Here is a 24,134-nt window from a genome sequence, read left to right as displayed (position 1 = left end):
GACGAGATATCGCTCGCGCATGTGAAATTGCGCGAGCGGACGTTACTCGAACTCTACGCCTCAAGTAGTTCGATCTTATGACCTTCAGGGTCCCTAATAACGCAACTGGTGCCCCAATCAGATTTGGAAGGGGGAGATATTATATCCACGGCGCTGCCCAGATTACTCAAGACTTTTGAGATCGAAGGGACTCGAAACCCTAGGCGAACCGCGGTCGTGTCTAAGCTCTCGGTGCCTTTGGGATAGATTTCAAAGACCGAGCCACCTGTCTTCGACGCGAGATGTTCGGGGCCTGAACCGTGCTTCTCCCTTTGGAACTGAAAACCAAGAGTTTGGTAAAACGAAGCGAGAGAACCAGGCTCGCTTGCCCTGAGGACGACTAGATTTAAAGTTGGAGCCTGCATTGGCATCATCCTACCTGGGAAGTTGGAATCTCTAGCCGGGCTTCCATTTCGTCGAAGACAACGCGCATCTCAAGGCGGCCACCCATCGCGGCCACATGCTTCGCCAGAGTTTCGAACTTGATGTTTTCCCGCTTCTCGATTCTGTTGACCGACGGTTGCTTGATCGAAAGAGCCTTAGCGAGCTCTACCTGCGACAGGTTGTTGAGCTTCCGCATGTCCACGAGAGTGAGGTATCCAATAGATCCCGACTTTTCGAACTGTCTGAATAACTGATCGACCCGATTAGCAGCCTTTTCCGCGTTTCGGTAGACCTCATCAGGTCTCTGTCCGTACGCATCGTCGGAAATGAATAGCCCTAGTCCAGCATGCGGGCGGAAGGAGATTTGCGTGGAGAAATCGTTCCTTGTGATGTCCAGAAATGTCTCGCCGTTCGGATCATCAGGAGCGTCAGTTTCAACGGCGAACCCAAGCTCTTGGAGGTGAGCGACTGTATCAGTCAAAAGGCTAGTTGCTGTCATATCGCCAATCCTTCTCCATTCGCGCCCAGCTTTTCGAGAATTACAGTTTTTTGAAACCCTATTGTTTCAATCCGTATAGCGCCATTTGCTCCGATGATCGTGTTGTGTGCTCTGGATCGATACTGGATGGCCCGGTACTTTCCGGGCGTTGTCAGCTTGTGGAGGGTACATTCGTCCATCCGTCTGAAAAGCTGAGGGGTTGGAGGCAATGCCGGAAATCTCGTCTTCAACGCCGTCGAGGGTCTCGCGGATAAGTTCAAACGCCTCATCATGTGTTCCTGCTGCCTCCGCGCCGGCCAGCCGCTCAACGAAGAGCGTGAATCGCTCTTGCTTAGTCCTCATATAATGCCATCAAATATACTCTGCAAGGTATAATATGGTTCTTTTCTTAATGTGCCTACAGCGCGGGCGATAGGCCTAACGCGCTAAACCTGACCTGGCCGCGCCTCGCCGGACGAGGACAAAACCCTTGTGCCATTGGCTCCCCAGGGCGGGCGGAGGAGAAAACGTGCTTCGCGCCGTCACTACACTTCTGTGGGATAGCTATGTCGCGGGCCCAGCAGAATTTTCATCGCCATGTCGAAAGGCTCGGTCGTCGTTCGTCTTTTGCTATGAAGACGGTGGAGGCAAAGACCTAATGAAGATTTATTTCAGCAGAAACCCCAATCCGCGACTCGCTGTCGCCGTGGCGCGGTTCTTAAAAATGGACGTGGAATTCGAGTTTGCCGCACCAATGGCCCCAGGGCAGTCGGAGCGATTTTCTTCACTCAACCCAAACCTTCTGTTGCCTATCTTGGAGCATAGCGGTCGCACACTTTGGGAGACCGATGCGATCGCGTGCTGGTTTTCCCGTCGTGTCGGCTCGAATTTCTGGAGAACCGACGATCATGAGCCGGAAATGATACGCTGGATCAGCTGGGCGAAGGAGAATTTCGTCAAGGCCTGTGACGTCGTGCATTGGGAGCGAGGCACGAAGTTGCGTTATCGCATCGGAACCTGTGACGAGAGGATGGTTGAAGAGGGTCTTGGACGATTCCACAAGGCCGCCGGCATTCTCGAAAGCCAGCTTGCTGATCGATCGTGGTTGGTCGGCGAGACGATTTCCTTTGCAGATTTTCGGATGGCGACATTCTTGCCGTTCAACGACGCCGCGCGCCTCCCGATTGATCGGTATCCCGCGATAAAACGGTGGGCCGACCGTCTCGATGAGATCGATGCATGGCGCGATCCGTTTTCCGGATTGGAGGCGCCAGATTTGCCGCCGATTCCCAGTCCGTCCTGAGATCCGTCTCAGCGCCAACGAAAATCGCAGTGGTTGCTGCAGCCGCTAGCGGAGCCTAGGCACCAATTGAACGAGACCCAAGCTTTTTCCTGGAAGCTTCACGTGCTGCCGCGCCATTCGATACGGGGTTCGATCAGGACGTGGCGAGCGTCCTTGCGTCCTTCTATTCGGCTAAGCAGCGCGTCGCTCGCGGTCCTGCCGAGTTCAGCGGCGTTCTGGTCTACACTTGTCAGGCCGACGAGCGGTATGGCCGCCATCGGCGAATTGTCGTAGCCGACAATTGCAAGATCTTCTGGGACCCGTATGCCACTCATGCGCGCGGCATTGATGAGTGGCACAGCATCGAGATCGGACCAGACGAAGACCGCGCGGGGACGGTCATTCAGGGCCAGAAAATCATTGATAGCGGCCCGGCGGTCGGATCCCACAAGCGGCAGACGGATGATGCGGGCCTCCAGGCCCGCAGCCTTCATGCCGTCAAGATAGCCCTTCTCGCGCTGGAGGGCGACGATGGTGGGCGGTGAATCGGCAAGGTCATAACCGAGCATCGCGATGTCGGTGTAGCCGGACCGCAACGCTGCCTCCACGGCGAGGCAGGCGCCCCGTCGATCGTCGGAATTGACCGTGTCATAGGTCTGCGCGTGCGGCTCATGGTGCGCGATGACGACGATCGGGATCTGGCGCGCATAGCGCTCCAGCACCTTGCTCGATATCCTGGGAGCGATGATGAGAACGCCATCCATGCGGTTGTCGATCATCGATTCGATCATGGAAGCTTCGATCGGGCTCGTGGAACGGCCGATGCCGATCAGTGCCTTGAAGCTGCTTTTCGCCAGCGTGGCATTGGCCTCCTCGATGACACCCGCCAGGAACGGGTTCGACAACTCGATCACCAGGACGCCAACCGTCTGCGTGCGGCCACGCATGGCTCGCGCTGCGACAGAAGGTCGGTAGTTCAATTTTTCGATCGAGATCTCGACCTTGGTTCGCAAGACCTCGCTCACTCCGTAAGCATTACGCAGAACTTTCGAGACCGCAGCGACGGAGACACCGGCATCGTGGGCCACGTCACGGATAGTGACCCTGTCTCTTGTCGCGTTAACGGTCTGATTTTTCATTCCAAATCGCCTCATTCCCCGGTGTTCGGAAAATTATAGACACAAAAGCTCTTGCGCGGCAATCGATAGTGTAGAATGATATACATAGAACGATACACACAAAGCAATCGCCGGAGGAATTGGCGATTGGGGGAGGTTCTAGATGAAGACTGTTTCGGCCCACGGCCTTGCCGGGGAAGACGGCCTTGCCGGTTCTGCGTTCCATTTTACAGCGTCGATGATCGGACCCGCCTGCGACGGTGGCCAGGCAACACAGGGCACATTCGTCGCGCGGGAATTCTCGCTCGATGTGGTTCCGGCCGAAGCAGTTCTTAGCATCTCGGCCCTGGGTCTCTACCGCGCCTTCCTCAATGGAAAACGCGTGGGTACCGATCTCTTGACCCCCGGCTGGACCTGCTACGACGACCGGATTGCCTATCAGGCCTACGATGTCGCTAAGCTCTTGCAACCCGGCAACAATCGCATCGAAATCTGGCTTGGCGACGGCTGGTATCGCGGCCAGTTGATGTGGGCATCCAACCCGATACTCAATTGCTGGGGCGACCGGACGGGGGCGATCGCAGAACTGCGCGCCGGCGGCGAGGTGCTCGTGAAAACCGACGAGAGCTGGAAGAGCGGCTTCACACCCGTAGTTCGCAACGGCATCTACTATGGCGAGGATTATGACGCCCGCATTCGTCCAAAGGACAGCTATGGCGTCGATGTGCTCTCCTTCGACAGGGCCTTGCTCGTCCCGCATGAGACTGGTGCGGTCAAGGAACTGGACGCTCTCTCACCGACCGACAGCTGGACGGAGGCCGATGGCCGCACTGTCTTTGATTTCGGACAGAATGCCGGCGCCTATGTCCGGCTGCGCCTTAAGGGTGTCGCCGGTGCAAAGGTGCGCGTCGAGCATTCCGAAGTGCTCGGCCCCGATCGCTTCTTCGACAATCGCAATTATCGCAGTGCGCGTGCTGAAGTCTCCTATACGCTTTCCGGGCAAGGCGAAGAGGTCTATGCGCCGCTCTTCACCTTCTTCGGCTTCCGTTACGCGCGCATCACTGTGACAGGTGAGGCCGAACTCACCGCCATCACGATGGTTCCGATAACCTCGGTACCCCTGACTGCCGGCGGGTTTACCTCAGGTGTTGCGAGCGTCAACCGATTGATCGAAAACACGATCTGGTCGCAGCGCTCGAATTTCATCGAAGTGCCGACCGATTGCCCGCAGCGCGACGAGCGCCTCGGCTGGACCGGTGATGCGCAGGTTTTCGCCGGAACGGCCTGCTGGCTTGCCGACAGCCACTCCTTCCTCAAGAAATACCTGCGCGATGTCATCCACGATCAACGGGCCAATGGGGCAGTGTCGCATTTTTCACCTGATCCGACGCGGCTCCATCCAATCGATGGCCGCGGTGACTGGGCGGGATCGACCGGCTGGGGCGATGCGATCGTCATCATTCCCTGGCAGCTTTACCTGCATTACGGTGACAGCGCTGCCTTGGAAGAGTGCTTCCCCGCAATGTTGCGCTGGCTCGATTATCTCTGGGGCATCTCTGATGGGCCGATCATCCGGCCGCCCGCGGTCTGGGGCGCGCACGGCTTCACCTTCGGCGACTGGCTTCAGCCGGTCGGGGATAACAGAAAGCCCCGCCCGACCATAGCAGATGATTGCGCAGCTACCCTTTATCACTTCATCTCAACGCAACTGACGGCAAAGATCGCCCGTATTCTCGGTGAGACCGTCGAAGCCGCTCGGCTCGAGAAGCGTGCCGAGGAGATTAAGACAGCATTCAGACACGAGTTCTTCGCACCCTCCGGCCGCATTGCCCATAATGACCAGACCTCGTGGGCCCTGGCCTTCCTCTATGGCCTCGTTCCGCCGGAATACGAGGAAGCCGCGCAAGGCTACTTCCGTAGGGTGGCGGAGGAAACGGATGGCGTCATCGGTACGGGCTTTATCGGCACTCCCGCCCTGCTGCCGGCGCTGACCCGGCTTGGTATGGTGGACGTTGCCGAGAAGATGTTCCTGAACCGGAAGGTTCCCGGATGGCTCTATCAGGTCGACCGCGGCGCGACTTCGATCTGGGAGCGATGGGATGCACTTTCCGAAGATGGCACGATCTATGATCCTGACATGAACAGCTACAACCACTATGCCTATGGCGCGGTCTGCCAATGGCTCTTCGAAGACGTTGCCGGGATCAAGCCGCTGGAAGACAAGCCCGGTTTCGAGGAAATTCTCTTCGATCCCGCAATCTTGCCTGCTCTCTCGCCGGTTTCGGCATGGCATGATACGCGCTTTGGTCGGATCGAGGCTGGATGGACCCTGGAGGAAGGTTTCGTCACATGCAGCCTGGTGCTGCCGGAAGGTGTCACTGCGCGTCTCGAGGGGAAAAGCGAGCGCAAGTCGCTACAGGCCAATGGCGCCAATGTAGAGCAAGGCAAGGAAATCAAGCTCGGCGCGGGGGAGCATAAGATTACGTTTTCCAACTGATGCAATTTGCCTGCAGGTCTTCGATTTGCGGGCAATCAGCTTACGCATTCCGGTCTTCAAGAGGAGGAAATGACTATGCGAATGACGAAGTGCAGCATCCTTGCAGCCAGCATCATGGCTCTTGCCGCTGGAGTGGCACATGCGGATGTGACCCTCAGTGTGCTGATCGATACCAATCCGGAATCCATTGCCTCGTTCGATGCGGTTTCAAAGGCCTATACGGAAAAGCATCCTGACGTCAGCTTCGACGTCGAGCAGCGCGCGGGCGGCTCCGAAGGCGACAACATCATCAAGACCCGGCTCGCGACCGGCGAGATGGCGGATATCTTCCAGTATAATAGCGGTTCGCTTTTCCAGGCTTTGAAGCCGCAGGAAACGATAGCCGACCTTGCCGACCTTCCCTCGGAAGCTGGTATTCTTGACACGTTCAAGAAGGTTGTTAGCGGCCCGGACGGCCATGTCCGCGGCATTCCCTTCGGTCCGGCCATGGGTGGCGGCATATTCTATAACAAGAAGATCTACGCCGATCTCGGCCTCACCCCGCCGAAGACCTGGGCGGAGTTCATGAGCAACAATGAGAAGATCAAGGCGGCCGGAAAGGTCGCGGTCGCCCAGACCTACGGCACGACCTGGACGTCGCAGCTCTTCGTGCTTGCCGATTTCTATAATGTTCAGGCCGAGGTCCCGAACTTCGCCGACGACTACACTGCCAACAAGGTCAAATATGCCAACACGCCTGCGGCACTGCATGGCTTCGAACACCTGGAGGAAGTGGCCAAGGGAGGGTACCTCAATGCCGACTTCGGTGCTGCGACATTTGACGACGGCATGCGCATGGTCGCGACGGGTGAGGCCGCGCACTATCCGAACCTCACTTTCGGTATCGGCAATGTCCAGCAGAATTTTCCGGACAATCTGAAAGATCTCGGCTTCTTCGCTCAACCGGGCATGGATGCCGGAAAGAATGGCCTGACGGTCTGGATGCCTTCAGCGCTCTATGTTTCTGCCAAATCTGAAAATGTCGAGGAAGCCAAGAAATTCCTTGACTTCGTTGGCTCCAAGGAAGCCTGCGACCTGATGGCAAAGGCCGTCCCGTCGGGTCCGTATCTCGTAAAGGGGTGCGAGCTCCCGAAAGATATTCCGCCGGCTGTTTCCGACATGCTCCCTTATTTTGACACTGAGGGCCGCAACGGCCCGGCACTCGAATTCCTCTCGCCCGTCAAGGGACCTGCACTAGAGCAGATTACGGTTGAAGTCGGAACCGGCATCCGCTCCGCCAAGGACGCGGCTGCGCTCTACGACCAGGATGTCGAGAAGCAGGCCAAGCAGCTTGGCCTGCCGAACTGGTAACCTCCCAGCCGATGCCCCATCCAGGTCAACCGATCTGGATGGGGGACGCTTCAAGGTATCCGTATGACAACACGAAAGTCTGCCTATCCCTATTGGTTTGTGCTGCCAGCGGCAGTGGTCTTCACTGTTCTGTTTCTGGCCCCGACGATCGCGTCCTTCTGGTTCAGCCTCACGCGCTGGGACCTGTTCACGACACAGTTCATCGGGCTGGAAAATTACCGGCAGTTCTTTCGCGAGCCCTTTCTGATACAGGGTCTCGTCAACACGATCATTTATGCCGTCCTGACCTCGGGCACGAAAACCGTTCTCGGTCTGCTGCTCGCCGTATTGCTGACCTCCGGGCTTTGGGGACAAGGCCTGCTGCGTACCGTGATTTTCTTTCCGGTTCTCGTCTCGACGATTGGCGTCGGCATCACCTTCTCGGTGCTCATGCATCCGACACGCGGGCTGATCAATGTGGCACTTGCTGCGATCGGTATCCATGGTCCGGGCTGGCTGACCGACCCCGCGCTTGCGCTTTACTCCATCATCTTCGTCGACCTCTGGAAAGGGATCGGGCTTGCGACAGTCATCTATATCGCAGGTCTCGCATCAATCAGCCCGGACTATTATGAGGCCGCCCGCATTGATGGGGCGACTGGCCGCCAGATGTTCTTTCGTGTCACCGTGCCGCTTGTCAGACCCGCCACCGTCACCGTCGTGACGCTGTCCCTCATCGGCGGGCTAAGAAGCTTCGATCTTGTCTGGGCGATGACGCGCGGCGGTCCGGGCTTTTCGTCGGATGTGCTGGCAAGTGTCATCTACAAGCAATATCAGGCGGGTTTCTACGGTCTCTCGACTGCCGGTAACGTGATCCTCTTCCTCCTCATCGGGCTGATCGTCCTGCCGCTGACGGCCTGGTTCAATCGCAAGGAGGTGGATCTATGAACCGCCGCCAGATCTATACCGGGATTGCGGCCTTGGCTGCTTGCGGCGTGATCTTCGTGCTGCCATTCATGTTTATCTTCATCACGGCCGCCAAGACGAAACAGGATGCGGCAACGCTGAAATTCAGCTGGCCGGCCGACTGGCAGCTCTGGCAGAACTTCATGGAGGTCGTCCAGACGCGCAACTACATGCTGCTGCTTGCCTATTTCAATTCGACCGTCATCACTGTGGCCGCCGTCACATTGCTGGTGCTCTTCGGCGCCATGGTCGGCTATGTGCTGCAGCGCCGCCCCTCACGCTGGAACGCGGTCATCTACGGCTGCGTGCTAGCCGGCCTGATGATCCCCCCGGCCGTTGTCCCGACCATCTGGGTGTTGCAGATGCTCGGTCTCTTCAAGACGCTATCTGGCATGGTTCTGATCCAGATTGCCTATGGCCTTGGCTTCACGGTTTTGCTGTTTCGCAGTTTCATCGCAACCATTCCTCGGGATCTCGACGAGGCTGCAATCATTGACGGTGCAAAACCGTTACAGATCTTCTTTCGCGTCATCCTGCCGCTGCTGAAGCCGGTCACCGTTACGGTCATCGTCGTCCAGTCAATCGCCATCTTCAACGATTTCACCAACCCGCTCTATTATCTGCCGGGCCGCGAAAACGTCACGGTACAGCTGACTCTCTATAACTTTCAGGGACAGTTCCAGACGCAGTTCAACCTGCTGTTCATGAATATCGTTCTCGTGACCATTCCGCCCCTGATCGTCTTCATTTTCTTCAACCGGCAGATCGTTGCAGGGATGACCGCCGGTGCAGTCAAGGGATAAGCCATGACAAGCGTTGTTCTCGAAAAAGTCCGCAAGAGCTTTGGCAGCCTGGAGGTGATGAAGGGTGTCGATCTCACCGTTGATGCCGGCGAATTCTGCGTCTTTGTCGGTCCGTCCGGTTGCGGGAAGTCGACGTTGCTGCGCATCATTTCCGGACTGGAGACACAGACATCGGGCAAGGTCTTCATCGACAGCAAGGATGTCACAGATGCCGAACCCTCCAAGCGCGGCATTGCTATGGTGTTTCAATCCTACGCGCTTTATCCGCATCTGACGGTCGCAGAAAACATCGGCTTCGGCCTCTCGCTTGCCAGGCGGCCCAAGGCGGAAATCGCCGAACGGGTGAAGCAGACTGCCGATATCTTGCAGCTCTCGCATCTGCTCGACCGCAAGCCAAAGGCGCTCTCCGGGGGCCAGCGCCAACGCGTCGCGATCGGCCGTGCCATCGTGCGCAACCCGAAAGTCTTCCTGTTCGACGAACCCCTGTCAAACCTCGACGCGTCGCTCCGCTCGCAGATGCGCATCGAACTGACCGAACTTCATGCCAAGCTCGGCGCCACTATGATCTACGTCACGCACGATCAGGTGGAGGCGATGACAATGGCCGACAAGATCGTCGTTTTGAACGGCGGGGCCATCGAGCAGGTCGGGACACCGATGGCGCTCTACAACAATCCGGCCACTCCGTTTGTCGCGGGCTTTATCGGCTCGCCGAAGATGAACCTGTTTGAAGCGGAGATTGCCGCGCGGGAAGGCTGCCGGATCTATGGTATCCGGCCCGAACATATCGCGCTCTCATCCACGGAAGGAAAATGGCAAGGCAAAGTGCGTCATATCGAGCGGCTCGGCGCGGATACGGTCATCCATCTTGATGTACCGGAATTGCAGGTGCTCGTCGTACGCACGGACGGCGACCGGCAAATTTCGGTCGGCGAGAGCCTCTTCGCGTCCCCTGTCAACGGAAAGGAGCATCGGTTCTCCTGACACGTGGGATGCGTTGCTCTTCTTTCCTTTCCTTTCAAGTCGGGCATTGCTTCGCGGATAACAGCATCATTCAGTCGCAGCATCCGACGACGGCCAACTCAAACTTTACACAACCAATCCACTATCGATTGGCTGACCGCTTTCATCGGCGGCGTCAAATACCGCCGATGCCATTGACAGTCTGCCCTTCAGGGCTGGACGGCGCTCGATGAGCACTTACGCAAAAGCGTAAGAGCCGTCCGGCCGTTTGGGAACGCGGCGTTGCCAGTGCACATAGCCTTCATGAACCATTGCTTCTTCGTCCATCTCAACGCCCCAGCCTGGCCTGTCCGGCCTCAGCTCGAGATAGCCGCCCTTGGGCAAATAGGGATCGATGACGTAACGCGTTTCGCCCTGTCGGCTCTCAATATCAAGGCCGCCGTAGACATACGCCTGCCCCTTAGGCAGCCGATACTCCAGAATACGAAAATTCTGTGCGGCGGCGGAGAAGTGAACATTCACGGCCGTGGCGAGTGGTCCCATGGGATTGTGGGGCGCCACGCCGACGAAATGCGCTTCGGCAAGTGTTGCGATGCGCCGCATCTCGCTGATGCCGCCGACCACGCAGATGTCGGGCTGGATCAAGTCGGCGCCCTTGACCTGCAGAAGGCGCAGGAACTCGTTTCGATTGTACAGCGATTCACCTGTTGCGAGCACGCAGTTCAGCCCCTGCTTGAGATCGCCCCAGGCCTCGATGTTTTCGGGGCGAAGGGGCTCCTCGTAAAACAGCGGATCGTAGGGAGCAAGCGCATTGCCGAGCTGGCGTGCGGCGACAGGCTCGAAGATCTTTGCATGTGCGTCAAATGCGATCTCGTACTCGTCCCGCACGGTCTCCCGCAGAGAGCGGAAATAATCCGCCGACGCCTTGACCACGTTGCCCCAGCGATGTGCGTGCATGTCGATGCGCCAGGGGCTGAGCTTGAATGCGGTAAAGCCCCATTCTTCATTCAGCCGATCGAACTCATCGCGCGCAGCTGGTGCATCGGGTGCTGTATAGACGCCGGCATAGACCTTGACACGATCGCGAACTTCACCGCCAAGCAGCTTGTAGACGGGAAGGTTGGCAGCCTTTGCGGCGAGGTCCCAAAGGCAGTGATCAAGCGCCGAGATCGCAGCCAACCCAAGGGCGCCCGGTGGGAACCGGCTTTGCTGGATCAACAGATTGACCAGATAGTCGACACGCGTTGGATCCTGACCGGACAGAAAACCATAGAGGTAGTCGAGGAGGGGAGGGAGCGCCTTGTCGGGACCGTGGTTGTAGCATTCGCCCCAGCCCGTCAGACCGTCGTCGGTGTCGAGTGCGACGATGACGCGGGGACGGTCCTTGTCGCGGGTCATGAACACCCGCATGCGGTCGATCTTCATTTCTCTTTCCTTCTAGCGATTGAAATAGCGGTGACGCGACAGGCGCGTCTGGACGTAAAGATGCTCGTTATAAGTTCCGGGATTGTAGGAGCCGGCACTCTCGGGCACCGGCACGGAGACATTGCCGCCGCTTGGAAAGCGCGCCACGAATGCTTCATCGATATCACAACCAAGACCCGGCGCGTCCGGGACGGCAATCGATCCGCCGACCTGTTGTGGATGGGGCAAAATCGTCAGCTTTCGACCGTCCCAATCGTCATCGATGCGTTCGAGGATGAGCGCGTTCGGAATAGCCGCCAGCACGTGCAACGCAGCGTATTCGGCGACAGGACCGAGCGAGCCTGAATGCGGCGCCATCTGGATGTGATGGGCCTCGGCCATGGCCGCGATCTTCTTCATCTGCGTAATGCCACCGGCCCGGCCGGTATCGGGCTGGATGATGTCGACCAGTTCGTTTTCGATCAGTTCGCGCTCCCCAAAAATCGTCGCCGAACGTTCGCCGGCTGCCAAGGGAACGTGGGCGGCATCGCGAATGCGTCGGTAGCCATCGATGTTTTCCGGTGCGATCGGATCCTCGACCCAGAAGAGTTCGTAAGGCTCAAGCGCCCTGACCAGTCGGCAGGCATCGGCCGGTGTTAGCCAGGGCGGGCCATGAAGATCGATTGCAATGTCGATCTCGTTGCCGACTGCTTCGCGCAATGCGGCAACCTTGCGCACCGGGTCGGCAACCCCGCCGCATTTGATCGCCTTTATCCCGCGTTCCTTGACGGCAAGTGCCCGCTCGGGCGTGTTTGCATGGGAGTAGATCGGAATCCGGTCACGAACCTTGCCGCCAAGCAGCATCCAGATTGGCACACCGAGCGACTTTCCCTTGATGTCCCACAGTGCCATGTCTATGCCGGTCATGGCGCCGGCGCCAACCGTTCCCAACATGCCGTGACCCATCATGGCGACATGCATCTTCTGCCATAGCCGCTCGATATGGGCCGGGTCCTCGCCGATGAGGAGCGGCGCAAGATCGTGGATCGCGGTCTCGATGACACGCGGCCATCCGGAGCATTCGCCGATACCTGTTATGCCTTCGTCCGTGTCGATTTTCAAAAACAGCCAGTTTCTTGTGCCTGGCAGCCTGGAGGCGCCATCGCCTGACCGTTCATCGGAAGCCCATTTGGAGGGATCGGGCTGGCCGGCATGCATGAGAAAGGTTCTGATCCCGGTAATCTTCATTGTAAGAAACTCCAGTGCCTCAGATGTCTGTTAGATGCAGCGAAAATGCCGCAAGCGATCCCGCTGTCGCGGATCGAGGCGCGCTCTGATGGGATTGATTGTCCGACGCCAAACAGCGGCGCTGCAGCCCTTGTCTCCTTCGTGACCTCGACGAACATGCAGCGCTTTCCCGTCTGATCCCTAGGCATGTCCGTCAAGGTGGCAAACTCCGGCATGCGATGTCGCGCAGACTGATTCCGCATCACTTCCTCCCACATTGCCCAAAAGGCGGACGGCAGGACGAGCTCCGGCCCCGCCTCAAAGCGCTCTCCCTGGCGCCGGCGCTGACGATAGGCATGGTTTCAAATAATTACAAGAGTTGACAGATAATTACAGATTTTGTAGCGATGGTGATGAGGAAACGCCTGCTGTCATCTCTAAACGACCGCCCAGGAAGGCATGGGGATATGAATCTGTCAGATGCTGTGCGAACCAAATTGAGAGCGGTCTCGACCGCAACGCTGACGACGGTGTTGATGAAGCGCGGCTTGAGAAATGTCTTCATCCGCGGCATCCACAAGATCAATCCGCAAGCGCCTCGCCTGGTCGGGCCTGCCTTCACGCTGCGCTACATTCCTGCGCGGGAAGACATCGATCATCTCGGCGTCTTTAGCGATTTGAATCACCCGCAGCGCCGCGCCATCGAAGAATGCCCGCAAGGCGCCGTGCTTGTTATCGATAGCCGCAAGGATCATTCGGCCGCTTCTGCCGGTGGAATCCTGATTACGCGTCTCTTCAAGCGCGGTGCGGCAGGCGTTGTTACCGATGGGGGTTTTCGCGACACGCCAGACATTGCCTCCCTGCCGTTTGCAGCCTATCACGCAGCACCCTCGGCGCCGACGAACCTGGTGCGCCACCATGCCCTCGATATCAATCAGCCGATTGGCTGCGGTGATGTGCCCGTCTATCCGGGCGATCTCATGGTTGGCGACGATGAAGGCGTGGTCGTCATCCCGGCAGCGATGGCAGAAGAGGTCGCCAACGAGGCTTTCGAGCAAACCGTTTTCGAGGATTTTGTCGAGGAACGGGTGCGCGCCGGGCAGGGGATATTTGGTCTCTATCCGCCCAACGAGGGCACCGCTGCGGAATTTGCGGTCTGGAGGAAAGAAAAGGGACGATGACGAAACTTTCCGCCGCCATGGAGCCTAGCAAGGGTGCAACCCGCTTGAGCGACATCATCTACGAGAAGATCGTCGGGATGATCGCAGACGGAAACTTTCCGGTGAACGAACGGTTGCCGCCGGAATCGAAGCTTGCCGCCATGTTCGGTGCTTCGAGACCGGTCGTGCGCGAAGCACTTGAACGATTGAGGACCGATGGCCTTGTCGTCTCACGCAAGGGTTCCGGCTCCTATGTCCGACAGCGGCCGGACTCATCAATGCTGAAGATGGTGCCGGTCGGATCGCTCGCCGACGTTCAGCGCTTCTTCGAATTTCGCGCAGGTCTCGAAGCGGAGGCAGCCGAGCTTGCCGCCCGCAACTGGCAGCCGGAGGACAAGGAGCGGATCATGGCCGCACTGCAGGCAATCGAGGAATGCTTGCGCAATGGCGAGCTCGGGGCCGATGAGGATGAGGCGCTGCATGACGCGATCGCCATTGCCACCGGAAACCAGTTCCACATCACGGTCCGCGAGTGGTTCAGGCCACATTTTGCTGTCGGTCATTCCGTGACGCGAAGTCTTAGTCTCAAGCGCACGCCTGCGCAGATACGCAGCGTCCAGGATGAGCACGCGGTGATCGTGGCGGCGATCCTTGCGCGGAACGAAGCCGAGGCCCACGACGCGATGAAGCGCCACATCCTGAACGCACGCGCTCGAATGTTCCAGGGCGTCAATTGATGAGCCGACTGACCGCAGTGGCTGTTTCGAGGCGGGTACCGCCATTGCTCTTGATGTTGATGGCGAGCGCCTGGCGCCTATCCGCTTCGCGAGTTGATCGACAGGTAGGGGAGAGAAGATGAGCATCGCAACCATGCGCCAGGCCCTGACGGGCGTGTCCGGCGTTCCCGTAACGGCCTATGACAAAAACGGTGAGGTCGAACCCCGTTCGACTGCAATCATTTATCGCCGGGTGGCGATGGCTGGCATCCACAACATCGTCGCGGCTGGAAACACCGGCGAGTTCTATGCCTTGACCGTGGAGGAGATCCGCAGCGTACACGAGGCTGCGGTCACAGGTGTCGATGGCAAGGCGCCGGTGACGGCCGCGATCGGCAGATCACTGCGCGAGGCAGTCCGAATGGCAAGGGACGCAGCTGCGATCGGCGCATCTGCCGTCATGGCGCATCAGCCCGTCGATCCCTTTGCGGCACCATCGGCGCAGATCGACTATTTCTGCAAGTTGGCGGATGCTTCGCCCCTGCCAATGATCGCCTATGTGCGAGCCGACGGTTTTAATGTCGAAGACATGGTCCGCCTTGCCCGCCATGAAAACATCGCCGGCATCAAGTTCGCGACACCGGATCTAATGCTGCTTTCGCGGGCGATTTCAGCCTCCGATCCCGCAGGCGCCCTCTTTGTCTGCGGCCTCGCTGAAAGCTGGGCTCTGTCGTTTACCGCCGCCGGCGCACGGGGCTTTACCTCCGGACTCGTCAACGTTGCGCCAAAGCTCTCGCTTGCAGTGCACGAAGCGCTTGCCAGCGGTGATTACGACGGTGCTCGCGCCATCCTCAACAAGCTCGAGCCGTTCGAACGCATGCGCACGAAATACCGCAACGGTGCGAATGTGACGGTCGTCAAGGAGGCTGTAACCCATTCCGGCCTGAACGTCGGTCCGGTTCGCGTGCCGGGATTGCCGATGCTCGACGAGAGCGATCGTGAAGAACTGTTTCGCCTGCTTCGCGCGTGGGAGGCTGCCGGCGACATCCAGCGGCATGAAGCGCCGGTCGACGCGAGGGCGGCGGGCTGAGTTCGACATTCATCTATTAAGCCAGGGCGATTTGACGCCCCAAGATTGGGAGGTCTTGAAATGCTGAGGAACCTGTTGGCAACGGCCGCAATGGCCAGCGCATTGATTGTCGCGCAACCTTCACTTGCGGCATCCCCGCCGAACATGCTGGTGATCGGTACCAATTTGACCGGCATCAGAACGCTTGATCCGGCGCAGAACAATGCGCGGACAGTCTCCGAACTGATCTCCAACCTCTACGATAATCTCGTGCAGTTGTCGCCGGACGATCTGAAAACGTTGAAGCCGATGCTCGCGACGAAATGGAGCGTGTCGGACGACGCCAAGGTCATCAGCCTGACGTTGCGCGACGACGCTGTCTTCCAAAGTGGCAATCCTGTCACGGCAGAAGATGCTGCCTGGTCGATCCAACGCGTCATCAAGATGGGTCAGGTCGGTTCGACCGATATCGCGCTATGGGGCTTTACGCCTGACAACGTCGAGAAGCTTGTACGAGCCAAGGACGAACGCACGCTCGAGATTGAACTTCCACGACCCGTCAATACGGATCTGGTACTCTATTCCCTTGCCGGATCGTCGATCGGCATCGTCGACAAGAAGACGGTACTGTCGCACGAGGCGAACGGCGACCTTGGGGGCGCTTGGCTGTCGGCCAACTCGGCGGGAAGCGGGCCGTTTGCGCTTGCTCAATGGCGTCCAAACGATGTTGCGATCTTCAACGCGCAGAAGGCCTATTGGGGTGGTGCCCCGGCCATGGCGCGAGTTGTTGCACGTCATATTCCCGAATCCGGCAATCTCAGACTGCAGCTTGAAGCAGGTGACGTCGATGTCGGGCAATATCTGGCAAGCGGCGATCTCGATGCCTTGTCCAACAACAAGGAGATGGTGATCGACAACGTTCCGGGCCTCGGCTTCTACTACATTGCCCTCAATCAGAAAGATCCGGATCTTCAAAAGCCCAACGTTCGCGAGGCCTTCCAACATGCGTTCGACTGGAAGGCGATTTCCGGCAATATCATGCGCTACACGGGCTTCCCGTGGCAGTCGATGATCCCGCGCGGGATGATTGGCGCTCCCGATGAAGCGGCGTCCCGCTATGACTACGATCCCGCCAAAGCCAAGCAACTGCTTGCAGAGGCAGGGTATCCCAATGGATTGAAGAAGGTCCTCAATCCGTCCGGAGCGGCAACCTTGCCGTTTGCCGAGGCGCTGCAGGCGAGTGCGCGCGTCGCCGGACTTGACCTTGATCTCGTGCCTGGCGAATTCACGCCAGCGTTCAGGGAGCGGAAATACGAAGTCCTGCTCGGAAACTCGGGAGCCCGTCTTCCCGACCCCTTCGCTGTTGCCACCCAGTACGCCTACAATCCCGACAACAGCGATGAGGCACGTCTTGGGAGTTACTATCTATGGCGGGCCGGAATGAAGGTGGACGAACTTAATGCGCTCGTCGATCAATCGATGAAGGAACGCGACACCGGCAAACGCACGGAAATCTTCAAGAAGATGGATAGCGTTTATTCCCGAATGGATGCCCCGCTCGTCATCTTCTTCCAGCGGACGGACCCTTATGTCATGCGTGCCGCAGTCAAGGGTTACCACGGCCACACGACCTGGTCGACGCGCTGGCACGACGTAACCAAGGAGTAAGGGGTCGTGGCGAATGCCGATCTAGTATCCAAGCGAAATTCCGACACCACTTTTAGCGAAGAAGAAGTGGCCTATGTCGCGCCGCATCCACTCGCAATCATTCTGAGACGGCTGGCAGGGCGCGTGGTGGCGATCGTGACCACGCTGCTCGGCCTGCTCTTTCTTACCTTTTCGATGGGGCGGTTGCTTCCCGCCGACCCGGTGCTTGCCATCACCGGGCCGGAGGTCAGCAAGGAGGTCTATGATCGTGTCTACAACGAGCTGGGACTGGGGCAGCCGATCCTCGTGCAATTCCTGAGCTATGTCGGAAGGGTCGCGACAGGCGACCTTGGAACATCGGCAACGACCGGACAGCCGATCCTCACCGACCTATTGGCGATCTTTCCTGCGACAATCGAGCTTGCAGTCATCGCCATGATCGTCGGAGCGCTCGTCGGTGTACCACTCGGCATCACCGCTGCCGTCAGGCGCGGCACCGTCATTGATCACGTTGCACGGATCGTTGCGCTGGCCGGTCATTCCATTCCGATCTTCTGGACCGGCCTGATGGCGCTTTTCGTCTTTTATGCAAAGCTTCAGCTTGTCGGCGCATCGGGACGCGTCGACGTATTCTATGAGGGGCTCGTCACACCTATAACCGGCTTTCTTTTGATCGACTCTGCGGTCGAGGGGCAGTGGGACGTGTTTCAGAGTGCGCTTGGTCACATCATCCTTCCCGGCGCCATCCTTGGCTACTATTCCGTGGCCTATATCAGCCGCATGTCGCGCAGCTTCATGCTCGAGCAGCTCAGTCAGGAATACATCGTAACGGCCAGGGCAAAGGGGCTCGGGCGCCGCATGGTTGTCTGGCGCCACGCCTTCAGGAACATTCGCGTGCAGCTGTTGACGATCATGGCGTTGACTTTCGGGGGCCTTCTGGAAGGCGCAGTGCTCATAGAGACCGTCTTCGGATGGCCGGGTCTTGGCCAGTATCTGACGCGTGGGCTTCAGATGAATGACATGAACGTCGTGATGGGAGCAGTGCTGACGATCGGCGCCGTCTTCCTGACGATCAACATCCTTTCGGATGTGCTTTATCGCATCCTTGATCCGCGAACACGGTGACGCCGATGACGATGTCCACAGAACAAGCCGACCGCATCGACGGCAGCCGCTTTCGCAAATGGCTGCACGCGCCCGAACCCCAGGGCTGGTTTCAATCGAGCGCGCAGCAATTCCATCAGGGCTGGCTGAAATTTCGCCTTCACCCGCTCGGCCTGGCAGGATTGGCAATCATTGTCCTTTTGATCCTTGTTGCGCTCGCCGCACCACTCCTGACGGCTTACGATCCGATCGTCCAGGACATGGCCGGACGCCTTTCGCCACCATCCGCGGAGCACTGGCTCGGGACCGACAATTTCGGGCGGGATGTCTTCGCCCGTATTGTCTACGGCGCCCGCACGACGCTCTATATCATTATTCTCGTCTCCGTCATCGTCGCTCCAATGGGACTTTTAATCGGTACCTGCTCGGGCTATTTCGGCGGAATTGTCGATGAAGTGCTGATGCGCATCACCGACATCTTCCTGTCATTTCCGGGGTTGGTGCTGGCGCTCGGGTTTGCGGCAGCACTTGGTCCGGGCATTACCAATGCCATCATCGCGATCTCGCTCACGGCCTGGCCACCGATTGCACGCCTTGCGCGCGCAGAAACGCTCAGCCTGCGAAAGGCCGACTTCATCGCCGCCGTGCGGCTCCAGGGAGCAACGCCTGCAACGATCATCACCCGTCACATCCTGCCGATGTGCATTCCCTCCGTCATTGTGCGCGTGACACTGAATATGGCGGGCATCATCATTACGGCAGCCGGCCTCGGATTTCTTGGCCTTGGCGCGCAGCCCCCCTGGCCCGAGTGGGGGGCGATGGCAGCGACCGGCCGCGAATTCATGCTCGACAGCCCATGGGTCATTGCAGCACCCGGCATTGCAATCGCCCTCGTCAGCCTTGCGTTCAACCTCGTCGGCGACGCGCTTCGCGACGTTCTTGATCCGAGGGGTTCGCAATGAGTACGTCACTTATCGATATTCGCAATCTCGAGATCGCCTTCGGGCACGGAACAGTGAGGGCCGTGCGGGGCGTCACCTTTTCACTCGCACAGGAAAAACTCGGCATCGTTGGTGAGTCCGGATCGGGAAAGTCCACGGTTGGTCGCGCGATAATGAAACTGTTGCCACCGACCGCAATCGTCAGCGCTCAGCAGATGACCTTTCAAGGCGTGGATCTGCTCAAGGCCGACGAGCGCGCGATGATGACGATCAGGGGACGGCGGATCGGGTTGATCTTGCAGGACCCGAAATATTCGTTGAACCCGGTCATGCGGGTGGGCGAGCAGATCGCCGAAACCTATCGCTTTCACTATCCCAAAGCCACGGCGAAACAGGCCTTCGAGCAGATGCTCGCGATGCTGGATGCGGTCAAGATCCGAGATGTTGAAAAGGTGGCTCGCCTCTATCCGCACGAAATATCGGGCGGCATGGGCCAGCGCGTGATGATCGCCATGATGCTGATTGCCGAGCCCGAGGTTTTAATCGCAGACGAGCCAACCTCGGCGCTTGATGTCACGGTGCGGCTTGAAATCCTGGCATTGCTGGATGAGCTCGTTGCGCGCCGTAACCTCGGTCTGATTTTCATCAGCCACGATTTGAACCTCGTTCGAAATTTCTGCGACCGTGTCCTTATCATGTATGCCGGCAGGGTCGTCGAGGTCCTCAAGGCCCGCGAACTGGAATCCGCAAAACATCCTTATACGCAGGGTCTGCTTGCATCTCTGCCCTCGATCGACAACCCGCCCACCCGCTTGCCGATCCTGAAGCGTGACCCGGCCTGGTTAAATGACAACGTGCTGGAGTTGCCGCAGTGATTGAAATCAGCAACCTCACAGTCCGCTTCGGTGCCAGCCTAAGGCCGGTCGTCAAAAATCTCAGCCTTGCTGTTGGAAAGGGCGCCGCGTTTGGGCTCGTTGGCGAATCTGGCTGTGGAAAATCAACGGTTCTACGCGCCATGTCCGGCCTCAATCCACAATACGAGGGACGGATCAGACTGGACGGCGAAACGCTGGACCACCGGCGCGACCGGCCATTTTTCCGGCGCGTCCAGATGGTGTTTCAGGATCCTTACGGATCACTCCATCCCCGCAAGACGATCCGCTCGCAGATCAAGGAGCCGCTCCGCAATCAGGGGCTTGCTACCAATTCGATTGATGTCGATGCAGTTCTCCGCTCGGTTGGGCTCGACCCGTCACTCAGCTACAGATTCCCACATCAGCTCTCTGGTGGGCAACGCCAGCGTGTTGCGATTGCCCGCGCCTTGGTTCTTGACCCGGCCGTTCTGCTTCTCGACGAGCCGACCTCGGCGCTTGATGTCTCGGTCCAGGCGGAAATTCTCAATCTTCTGGACGATCTGCGGAAAGATCGCGGCCTGACCTATCTGCTCGTCAGCCATGACCTGGCCGTCGTCTCCCACATGTGCAGCAGGGTCGCAATCATGGAAGCTGGCGAAATTGTTGAACAAGTCGAGATCGAGCGCTTGCGGCAAGGTGCGGTCGAGCATCCGTATTCGCAGCGTCTGCTGCGGGCAAGCAGGCTCTATGGCAAACAGGTCACGCCATGACGTAGGGGCGGTGCTGACAAGCTCCTGGGCTTGCGGGCTCCGAACACATGATGCCGGCTGACCCGGTCCCATAGCCGCCATGCTTGAGATCGTCGTGATCACTCAGCAGCTTTGAGTGGCCCCATTGCCACGTCGGTCGTGTAGTTCTTGCGCATGAAGTTGATGAAATTCTGCTGGAACTGACGGGTGTGCGCATGCGCAAGCTCATCGGCAAGTTCGACGTTGCGCTCACGGATCGCCTCTAGCATCTGCCCGTGCTCATCCTGATGAGGTCGCGGCGCTGGTTGCCTTCCTGGCTTCGGAAGAAGCAGCTTTCATGTGCGGGTCGCTCGTTGAAATTACTGGTGCGCAGGCGGTCGCGTAATCGCACTTTGCCGTTTGTTTGCGGACGAAAATGGATGCTGTCGGGCGCTTCGCGGTCGATTGGGGGGTGCTTCGGAGCCGCCGCCACTCGGTCTGCGCGTTCCTCCCAGAACGCCTCACCGTGGACGCTGCGATGACGACACGAGCGGCGGCGACATCCCGGCGGCGACCATACCCCCCACCTGGTCCGCCGGGAAAACTGATGGACTGCCAGATGCATCTATCAATCCAACCCACGAGCAGCGCACGAAACCGGTACCCCTCGACTGTGAGGCGGCGTTTCAATCGTGCGATCGACATTTACCCGTTGTCGGCGGTTATATTGCGTTGAGAAGCGTTCGGCTTGTGATCTGGTGACATTAATTTGCGGGCAGCTGCCACATTTCTCAGGTGCGAGAAAACGGAAATGCCACCGGTTGAAGTTTGCGAACAAGAACAAACAATGGTAGCATTACAGCTTCGGGGGGACACCGCTCATGGCCGGGCAACGCGAACCTGACATTCAAAACCTGATCAATGGACCAACTTCATGGGGACTGGCCACGCGCCTGGCAGTTCAGCATCTGGAACGTGCTGGAATTGAGGTTGCGCCTTTGCTGTCACGGTCTGGCCTTTCAAGCGCAGCGATCGCAGAGCGCCGGCGAATTCATGTCACCGCGCAAATGCATTTCCTGCAGTTGGTCGCACATGTTTCGAAGAATGCTTGGATGGGTCTTGCCTTGGCCAAGGAATGCGACTTGCGTGAAATGGGGATGCTTTACTACGTGATGGCCTCGTCACACGATCTGAACGACGCTTTCACGCGCCTTGGAAGATATGTCCGCCTTGGAAACGAGGCACTCGTCGTGCGGCTTAAGGAGAAGCCCGCATGTTCTGTCGAAGTCTCCTACACGGGGGTGCAGAGGCATCGCGACCAGCACAACATGGAGTTGCTGTTATTTGCCCTTGTGCGCCTCTGCCGCAAACTCGTCGGACGGGATCTTTCGCCGCACAAGGTGAGATTTGTTCATCATAGAACTGGCGACCTGACCTATATCCGGCGAGTATTTGGATGTGAGGTTGAATTCGGAGCAGAAACGGATGAAATCATTTTCAACGCCGGAACGTTGGAGCTCCCGGTCGTTGGAGACGACCCATTTCTCAACGAACTGATACTGAAGATGTGCGACGAGGCGATGACAACCCGCATGGCCAATACCAGCCGGTTCCGAACGATCGTGGAAAACAATATTGCGCCTCTGTTGCCGCATGCCGAGGCGTCCATAGGAACCGTTGCAAAACGACTTGGTTTGAGCGAGAGGACATTTGCTCGTAAATTGGCGGCCGAGGGCCTAAGCTTCAGTGAGGTCCTGGATCAAATGCGCCGTGAGCTTGCGATGCGTTACCTCGAAGACGATCTTCAGGCGTCCCAGATTGCCTGGTTGTTGGGGTTTCACCATCCGAGCTCCTTCAGTCACGCTTGCCGCCGTTGGACAGGCAAGAGCCCGCTTGAATTTCGGCGCGCTCCTGTCCAAATCCCGACAGTCGAAGCAACAGCATGATGCTCTTCTTTTTATACGCAAACTCGGACCGCACCTCTCGTTCCTGTCAGGCTCATTTATCCCGGTGACATACGCGCGACATGCCAGTCTGCCCTCGTGACGTGCCGTTCGTCGCATGGCGCCGACGTCGCCATCTGATCTGCTTGCGCAATGGCCCAGCTATTCCGTTGCTTTCGCGCAGATGGCGGACAGCGTGGAGGGCGGTTGCGTCGAGCTTTGGGTCAGCCTGCCGGCCTCCTGTCGCATTGCTTCGGCGCGGCGCATGAAGTCTTCGGCCGTGCCGACCGAGGGGAAGTCGGCGGCGAAGCTGCGGGCCACGAGAAGAGCCTGCTCGCGACCGCTGTTGTTCCACGACACCCACACGAAGCGCGACAGGTGCTCGAATTCTTCCCGCAGCGTTCTCGCTGACATCAGTTCCTCCTCCAGAGGCGTTTTTGCGGGCGGGCGCGATGGCGAGACTTCCCGGTCTCCTCGGGGCAGCACATTGGCCGCATCCTCGACCGTCAGCCGTTCTGCATGGGGGCACTTTTGCAAGTTGCACTTTGATTGAACGGAAGCACCCATCCGGCCGCAGTAGGACCGGCAATGCAACCAGATCCCAGCCCTCCGGTCGCATTGCCGTGCATTGACACTCAATTACTTCGTCTCCGCGCAAAACCAGTACCGTTTTCGACCGGTCGAAATCTTGCTGCCCGAAGACAATTGTTTGCGTTAGGCTGCCACGGGTTCACAGTGTGCGGATTACGCACTCCTGTTCAGGCAGAAACGCTGATGGATCAGGCTTAGATAGTCATCCGCACCGCCGACCCAGGGAGGGCTGTTGTGGCTTCGGGCCATCGGTATAACGATACGCGGCGATGGTGATCGCGAGTGTAATCAAAACCTCTGGCATCGGATCAGGTTGGTCATGCAAAAAGGCCCCACCTGAGCACAAGCGGGGCGAGGAGAGCGTTTGGACATCAAAGAAACGGCAACGAAAGAAGCCGCCATTCCAGCCTTCAGCTGGCGCTGCGTCCAGATAAAGTTCGCCGAGCACGCAGCGTATTATTCAAGGACCAGTTCCATTCATCGTCTTTGTCGGGATCGCAGACAAGGATATGATGCAGGCAGACACGCAACGGAGGGTTTTCGATGGCTAGCCTTCGGATAGATGTGATGAGAATGGTGAGGCGCAACAAGCTGGTTGGCATGTGGGCGGCGGAAAAACTGGCGCTTGCCGAAGAAAATGCCAAAGCATACTCGGATGAGCTTGCCCGAGGGGCGGTTGACGTCAACCGCAACGATATCCTTGCCATCATCCGAAGAGACTTTGACGCGGCTGGTGTGGATCAATCGGATGAGGATATTCTGGCAGTTATGAACGTCTGCTGGCTTGAGGCTGGTAATCAAACAGAGACGTCAGATGCCAGTGATGGTGCGCTTGTGCAGATTGCGCGCAACCTGGTGAAGTAAAGTCTGGTTACACTCTGCGTGCCAGAG

The 24,134-nt window shown here is 58.3% G+C and carries 22 protein-coding genes and 2 pseudogenes; 17 read left to right on the top strand and 7 right to left on the bottom strand.

The window, feature by feature from the left end; all coding sequences use genetic code 11:
• Positions 1-53: 53 nt before the first annotated feature.
• Together IB248_RS32355 and IB248_RS05375 are read right to left on the bottom strand one after the other, a co-directional pair.
• Positions 54-404: a VOC family protein gene (locus IB248_RS32355; protein WP_348648526.1), complete on the bottom strand. Its 351-nt coding sequence runs from the start codon at positions 402-404 to the stop codon at positions 54-56.
• A gap of 5 nt (positions 405-409) precedes the next feature.
• A complete protein-coding gene (locus IB248_RS05375; RefSeq protein WP_192240475.1) occupies positions 410-922 on the bottom strand; it encodes a helix-turn-helix domain-containing protein in 513 nt (170 codons plus the stop codon).
• Positions 923-1,559: 637 nt separating this feature from the next.
• Between IB248_RS05375 and IB248_RS05370 the strand changes: the two genes are divergently transcribed.
• On the top strand, positions 1,560-2,204 hold the full coding sequence (locus tag IB248_RS05370; RefSeq protein ID WP_192240535.1) for a glutathione S-transferase family protein: 645 nt from the start codon (positions 1,560-1,562) through the stop codon (positions 2,202-2,204).
• 98 nt (positions 2,205-2,302) lie between these two features.
• Here IB248_RS05370 and IB248_RS05365 read toward each other — a convergent pair whose 3' ends face one another.
• Positions 2,303-3,322: a LacI family DNA-binding transcriptional regulator gene (locus IB248_RS05365; RefSeq protein WP_192240474.1), complete on the bottom strand. Its 1,020-nt coding sequence runs from the start codon at positions 3,320-3,322 to the stop codon at positions 2,303-2,305.
• A 217-nt stretch (positions 3,323-3,539) separates the two neighbouring features.
• Between IB248_RS05365 and IB248_RS05360 the strand changes: the two genes are divergently transcribed.
• From IB248_RS05360 to IB248_RS05340, 5 genes are all read left to right on the top strand, one after another.
• Positions 3,540-5,798 carry an alpha-L-rhamnosidase gene (locus IB248_RS05360; protein WP_246733616.1) on the top strand — a complete coding sequence of 753 codons (2,259 nt, stop codon included), beginning with the start codon at positions 3,540-3,542 and terminating at the stop codon, positions 5,796-5,798.
• Positions 5,799-5,873: 75 nt separating this feature from the next.
• A complete protein-coding gene (locus IB248_RS05355) occupies positions 5,874-7,148 on the top strand; it encodes an extracellular solute-binding protein (RefSeq protein WP_113161887.1) in 1,275 nt (424 codons plus the stop codon).
• A 63-nt stretch (positions 7,149-7,211) separates the two neighbouring features.
• Positions 7,212-8,075: a sugar ABC transporter permease gene (locus IB248_RS05350; protein ID WP_018856326.1), complete on the top strand. Its 864-nt coding sequence runs from the start codon at positions 7,212-7,214 to the stop codon at positions 8,073-8,075.
• Positions 8,072-8,896 (top strand): carbohydrate ABC transporter permease, encoded by an 825-nt coding sequence (locus IB248_RS05345; RefSeq protein WP_169680704.1) that lies wholly within the window; start codon positions 8,072-8,074, stop codon positions 8,894-8,896. Before IB248_RS05350 ends, IB248_RS05345 begins: the two co-directional genes overlap by 4 nt.
• A 3-nt stretch (positions 8,897-8,899) precedes the next feature.
• Positions 8,900-9,880 carry an ABC transporter ATP-binding protein gene (locus tag IB248_RS05340; protein ID WP_169680706.1) on the top strand — a complete coding sequence of 327 codons (981 nt, stop codon included), beginning with the start codon at positions 8,900-8,902 and terminating at the stop codon, positions 9,878-9,880.
• A gap of 216 nt (positions 9,881-10,096) precedes the next feature.
• On the opposite strand, the gene IB248_RS05335 is transcribed toward IB248_RS05340, so the two are convergent.
• Both IB248_RS05335 and IB248_RS05330 read right to left on the bottom strand, forming a co-directional pair.
• Entirely contained in the window at positions 10,097-11,284 is a 1,188-nt protein-coding gene (locus tag IB248_RS05335; protein WP_169680708.1) for a galactarate dehydratase, read from the bottom strand.
• 12 nt (positions 11,285-11,296) lie between these two features.
• Complete coding sequence (locus tag IB248_RS05330; protein WP_169680710.1) at positions 11,297-12,511, bottom strand: mandelate racemase/muconate lactonizing enzyme family protein; 1,215 nt, start codon at positions 12,509-12,511, stop codon at positions 11,297-11,299.
• Positions 12,512-12,957: 446 nt separating this feature from the next.
• Here IB248_RS05330 and IB248_RS05325 point away from each other — a divergent pair, with 446 nt between their 5' ends.
• From IB248_RS05325 to IB248_RS05290, 8 genes are all read left to right on the top strand, one after another.
• A complete protein-coding gene (locus IB248_RS05325) occupies positions 12,958-13,671 on the top strand; it encodes a ribonuclease activity regulator RraA (RefSeq protein WP_192240473.1) in 714 nt (237 codons plus the stop codon).
• The gene (locus IB248_RS05320; RefSeq protein WP_192240472.1) at positions 13,668-14,387 is read left to right on the top strand and encodes a FadR/GntR family transcriptional regulator; all 720 of its coding nucleotides are present in this window, start codon (positions 13,668-13,670) and stop codon (positions 14,385-14,387) included. Before IB248_RS05325 ends, IB248_RS05320 begins: the two co-directional genes overlap by 4 nt.
• Positions 14,388-14,505: 118 nt before the next feature.
• Entirely contained in the window at positions 14,506-15,456 is a 951-nt protein-coding gene (locus IB248_RS05315; protein WP_169680714.1) for a dihydrodipicolinate synthase family protein, read from the top strand.
• Between the two features lie 60 nt (positions 15,457-15,516).
• On the top strand, positions 15,517-17,103 hold the full coding sequence (locus IB248_RS05310; RefSeq protein ID WP_192240471.1) for an ABC transporter substrate-binding protein: 1,587 nt from the start codon (positions 15,517-15,519) through the stop codon (positions 17,101-17,103).
• A 66-nt stretch (positions 17,104-17,169) separates the two neighbouring features.
• Positions 17,170-18,207: an ABC transporter permease gene (locus tag IB248_RS05305; RefSeq protein ID WP_348648545.1), complete on the top strand. Its 1,038-nt coding sequence runs from the start codon at positions 17,170-17,172 to the stop codon at positions 18,205-18,207.
• Between the two features lie 5 nt (positions 18,208-18,212).
• Entirely contained in the window at positions 18,213-19,148 is a 936-nt protein-coding gene (locus IB248_RS05300; RefSeq protein ID WP_192240469.1) for an ABC transporter permease, read from the top strand.
• A complete protein-coding gene (locus tag IB248_RS05295) occupies positions 19,145-20,002 on the top strand; it encodes an ABC transporter ATP-binding protein (protein WP_192240468.1) in 858 nt (285 codons plus the stop codon). Before IB248_RS05300 ends, IB248_RS05295 begins: the two co-directional genes overlap by 4 nt.
• Entirely contained in the window at positions 19,999-20,751 is a 753-nt protein-coding gene (locus IB248_RS05290; protein ID WP_192240467.1) for an ABC transporter ATP-binding protein, read from the top strand. Before IB248_RS05295 ends, IB248_RS05290 begins: the two co-directional genes overlap by 4 nt.
• Before the next feature lie 98 nt (positions 20,752-20,849).
• Here the strand turns inward: IB248_RS05290 and IB248_RS05285 are convergent.
• Positions 20,850-21,014, bottom strand: a pseudogene (locus IB248_RS05285) (GntR family transcriptional regulator); the annotation flags it as partial.
• Between IB248_RS05285 and IB248_RS05280 the strand changes: the two are divergent.
• Together IB248_RS05280 and IB248_RS05275 are read left to right on the top strand one after the other, a co-directional pair.
• Positions 21,014-21,115: pseudogene (locus tag IB248_RS05280) on the top strand (short-chain dehydrogenase); the annotation flags it as partial. The pseudogenes IB248_RS05285 and IB248_RS05280 sit on opposite strands and share 1 nt — an antisense overlap.
• Before the next feature lie 475 nt (positions 21,116-21,590).
• Complete coding sequence (locus IB248_RS05275) at positions 21,591-22,655, top strand: AraC family transcriptional regulator (RefSeq protein WP_113470372.1); 1,065 nt, start codon at positions 21,591-21,593, stop codon at positions 22,653-22,655.
• A 159-nt stretch (positions 22,656-22,814) separates the two neighbouring features.
• On the opposite strand, the gene IB248_RS05270 is transcribed toward IB248_RS05275, so the two are convergent.
• Positions 22,815-23,066, bottom strand: a complete 252-nt coding sequence (locus IB248_RS05270; RefSeq protein ID WP_192240465.1) for a hypothetical protein — start codon at positions 23,064-23,066, stop codon at positions 22,815-22,817.
• Positions 23,067-23,786: 720 nt separating this feature from the next.
• Here IB248_RS05270 and IB248_RS05265 point away from each other — a divergent pair.
• Positions 23,787-24,107, top strand: a complete 321-nt coding sequence (locus IB248_RS05265; protein WP_246779212.1) for an ATPase inhibitor subunit zeta — start codon at positions 23,787-23,789, stop codon at positions 24,105-24,107.
• Positions 24,108-24,134: the final 27 nt, after the last annotated feature.

The sequence above is a fragment of the Rhizobium sp. RHZ01 genome (genome assembly GCF_014851595.1).
Taxonomy (GTDB): Bacteria; Pseudomonadota; Alphaproteobacteria; order Rhizobiales; family Rhizobiaceae; genus Rhizobium; species Rhizobium altiplani.
The sequence above is the reverse complement of the archived record's forward strand: the minus strand, read 5'-3'. Positions and strand labels throughout refer to the sequence as shown.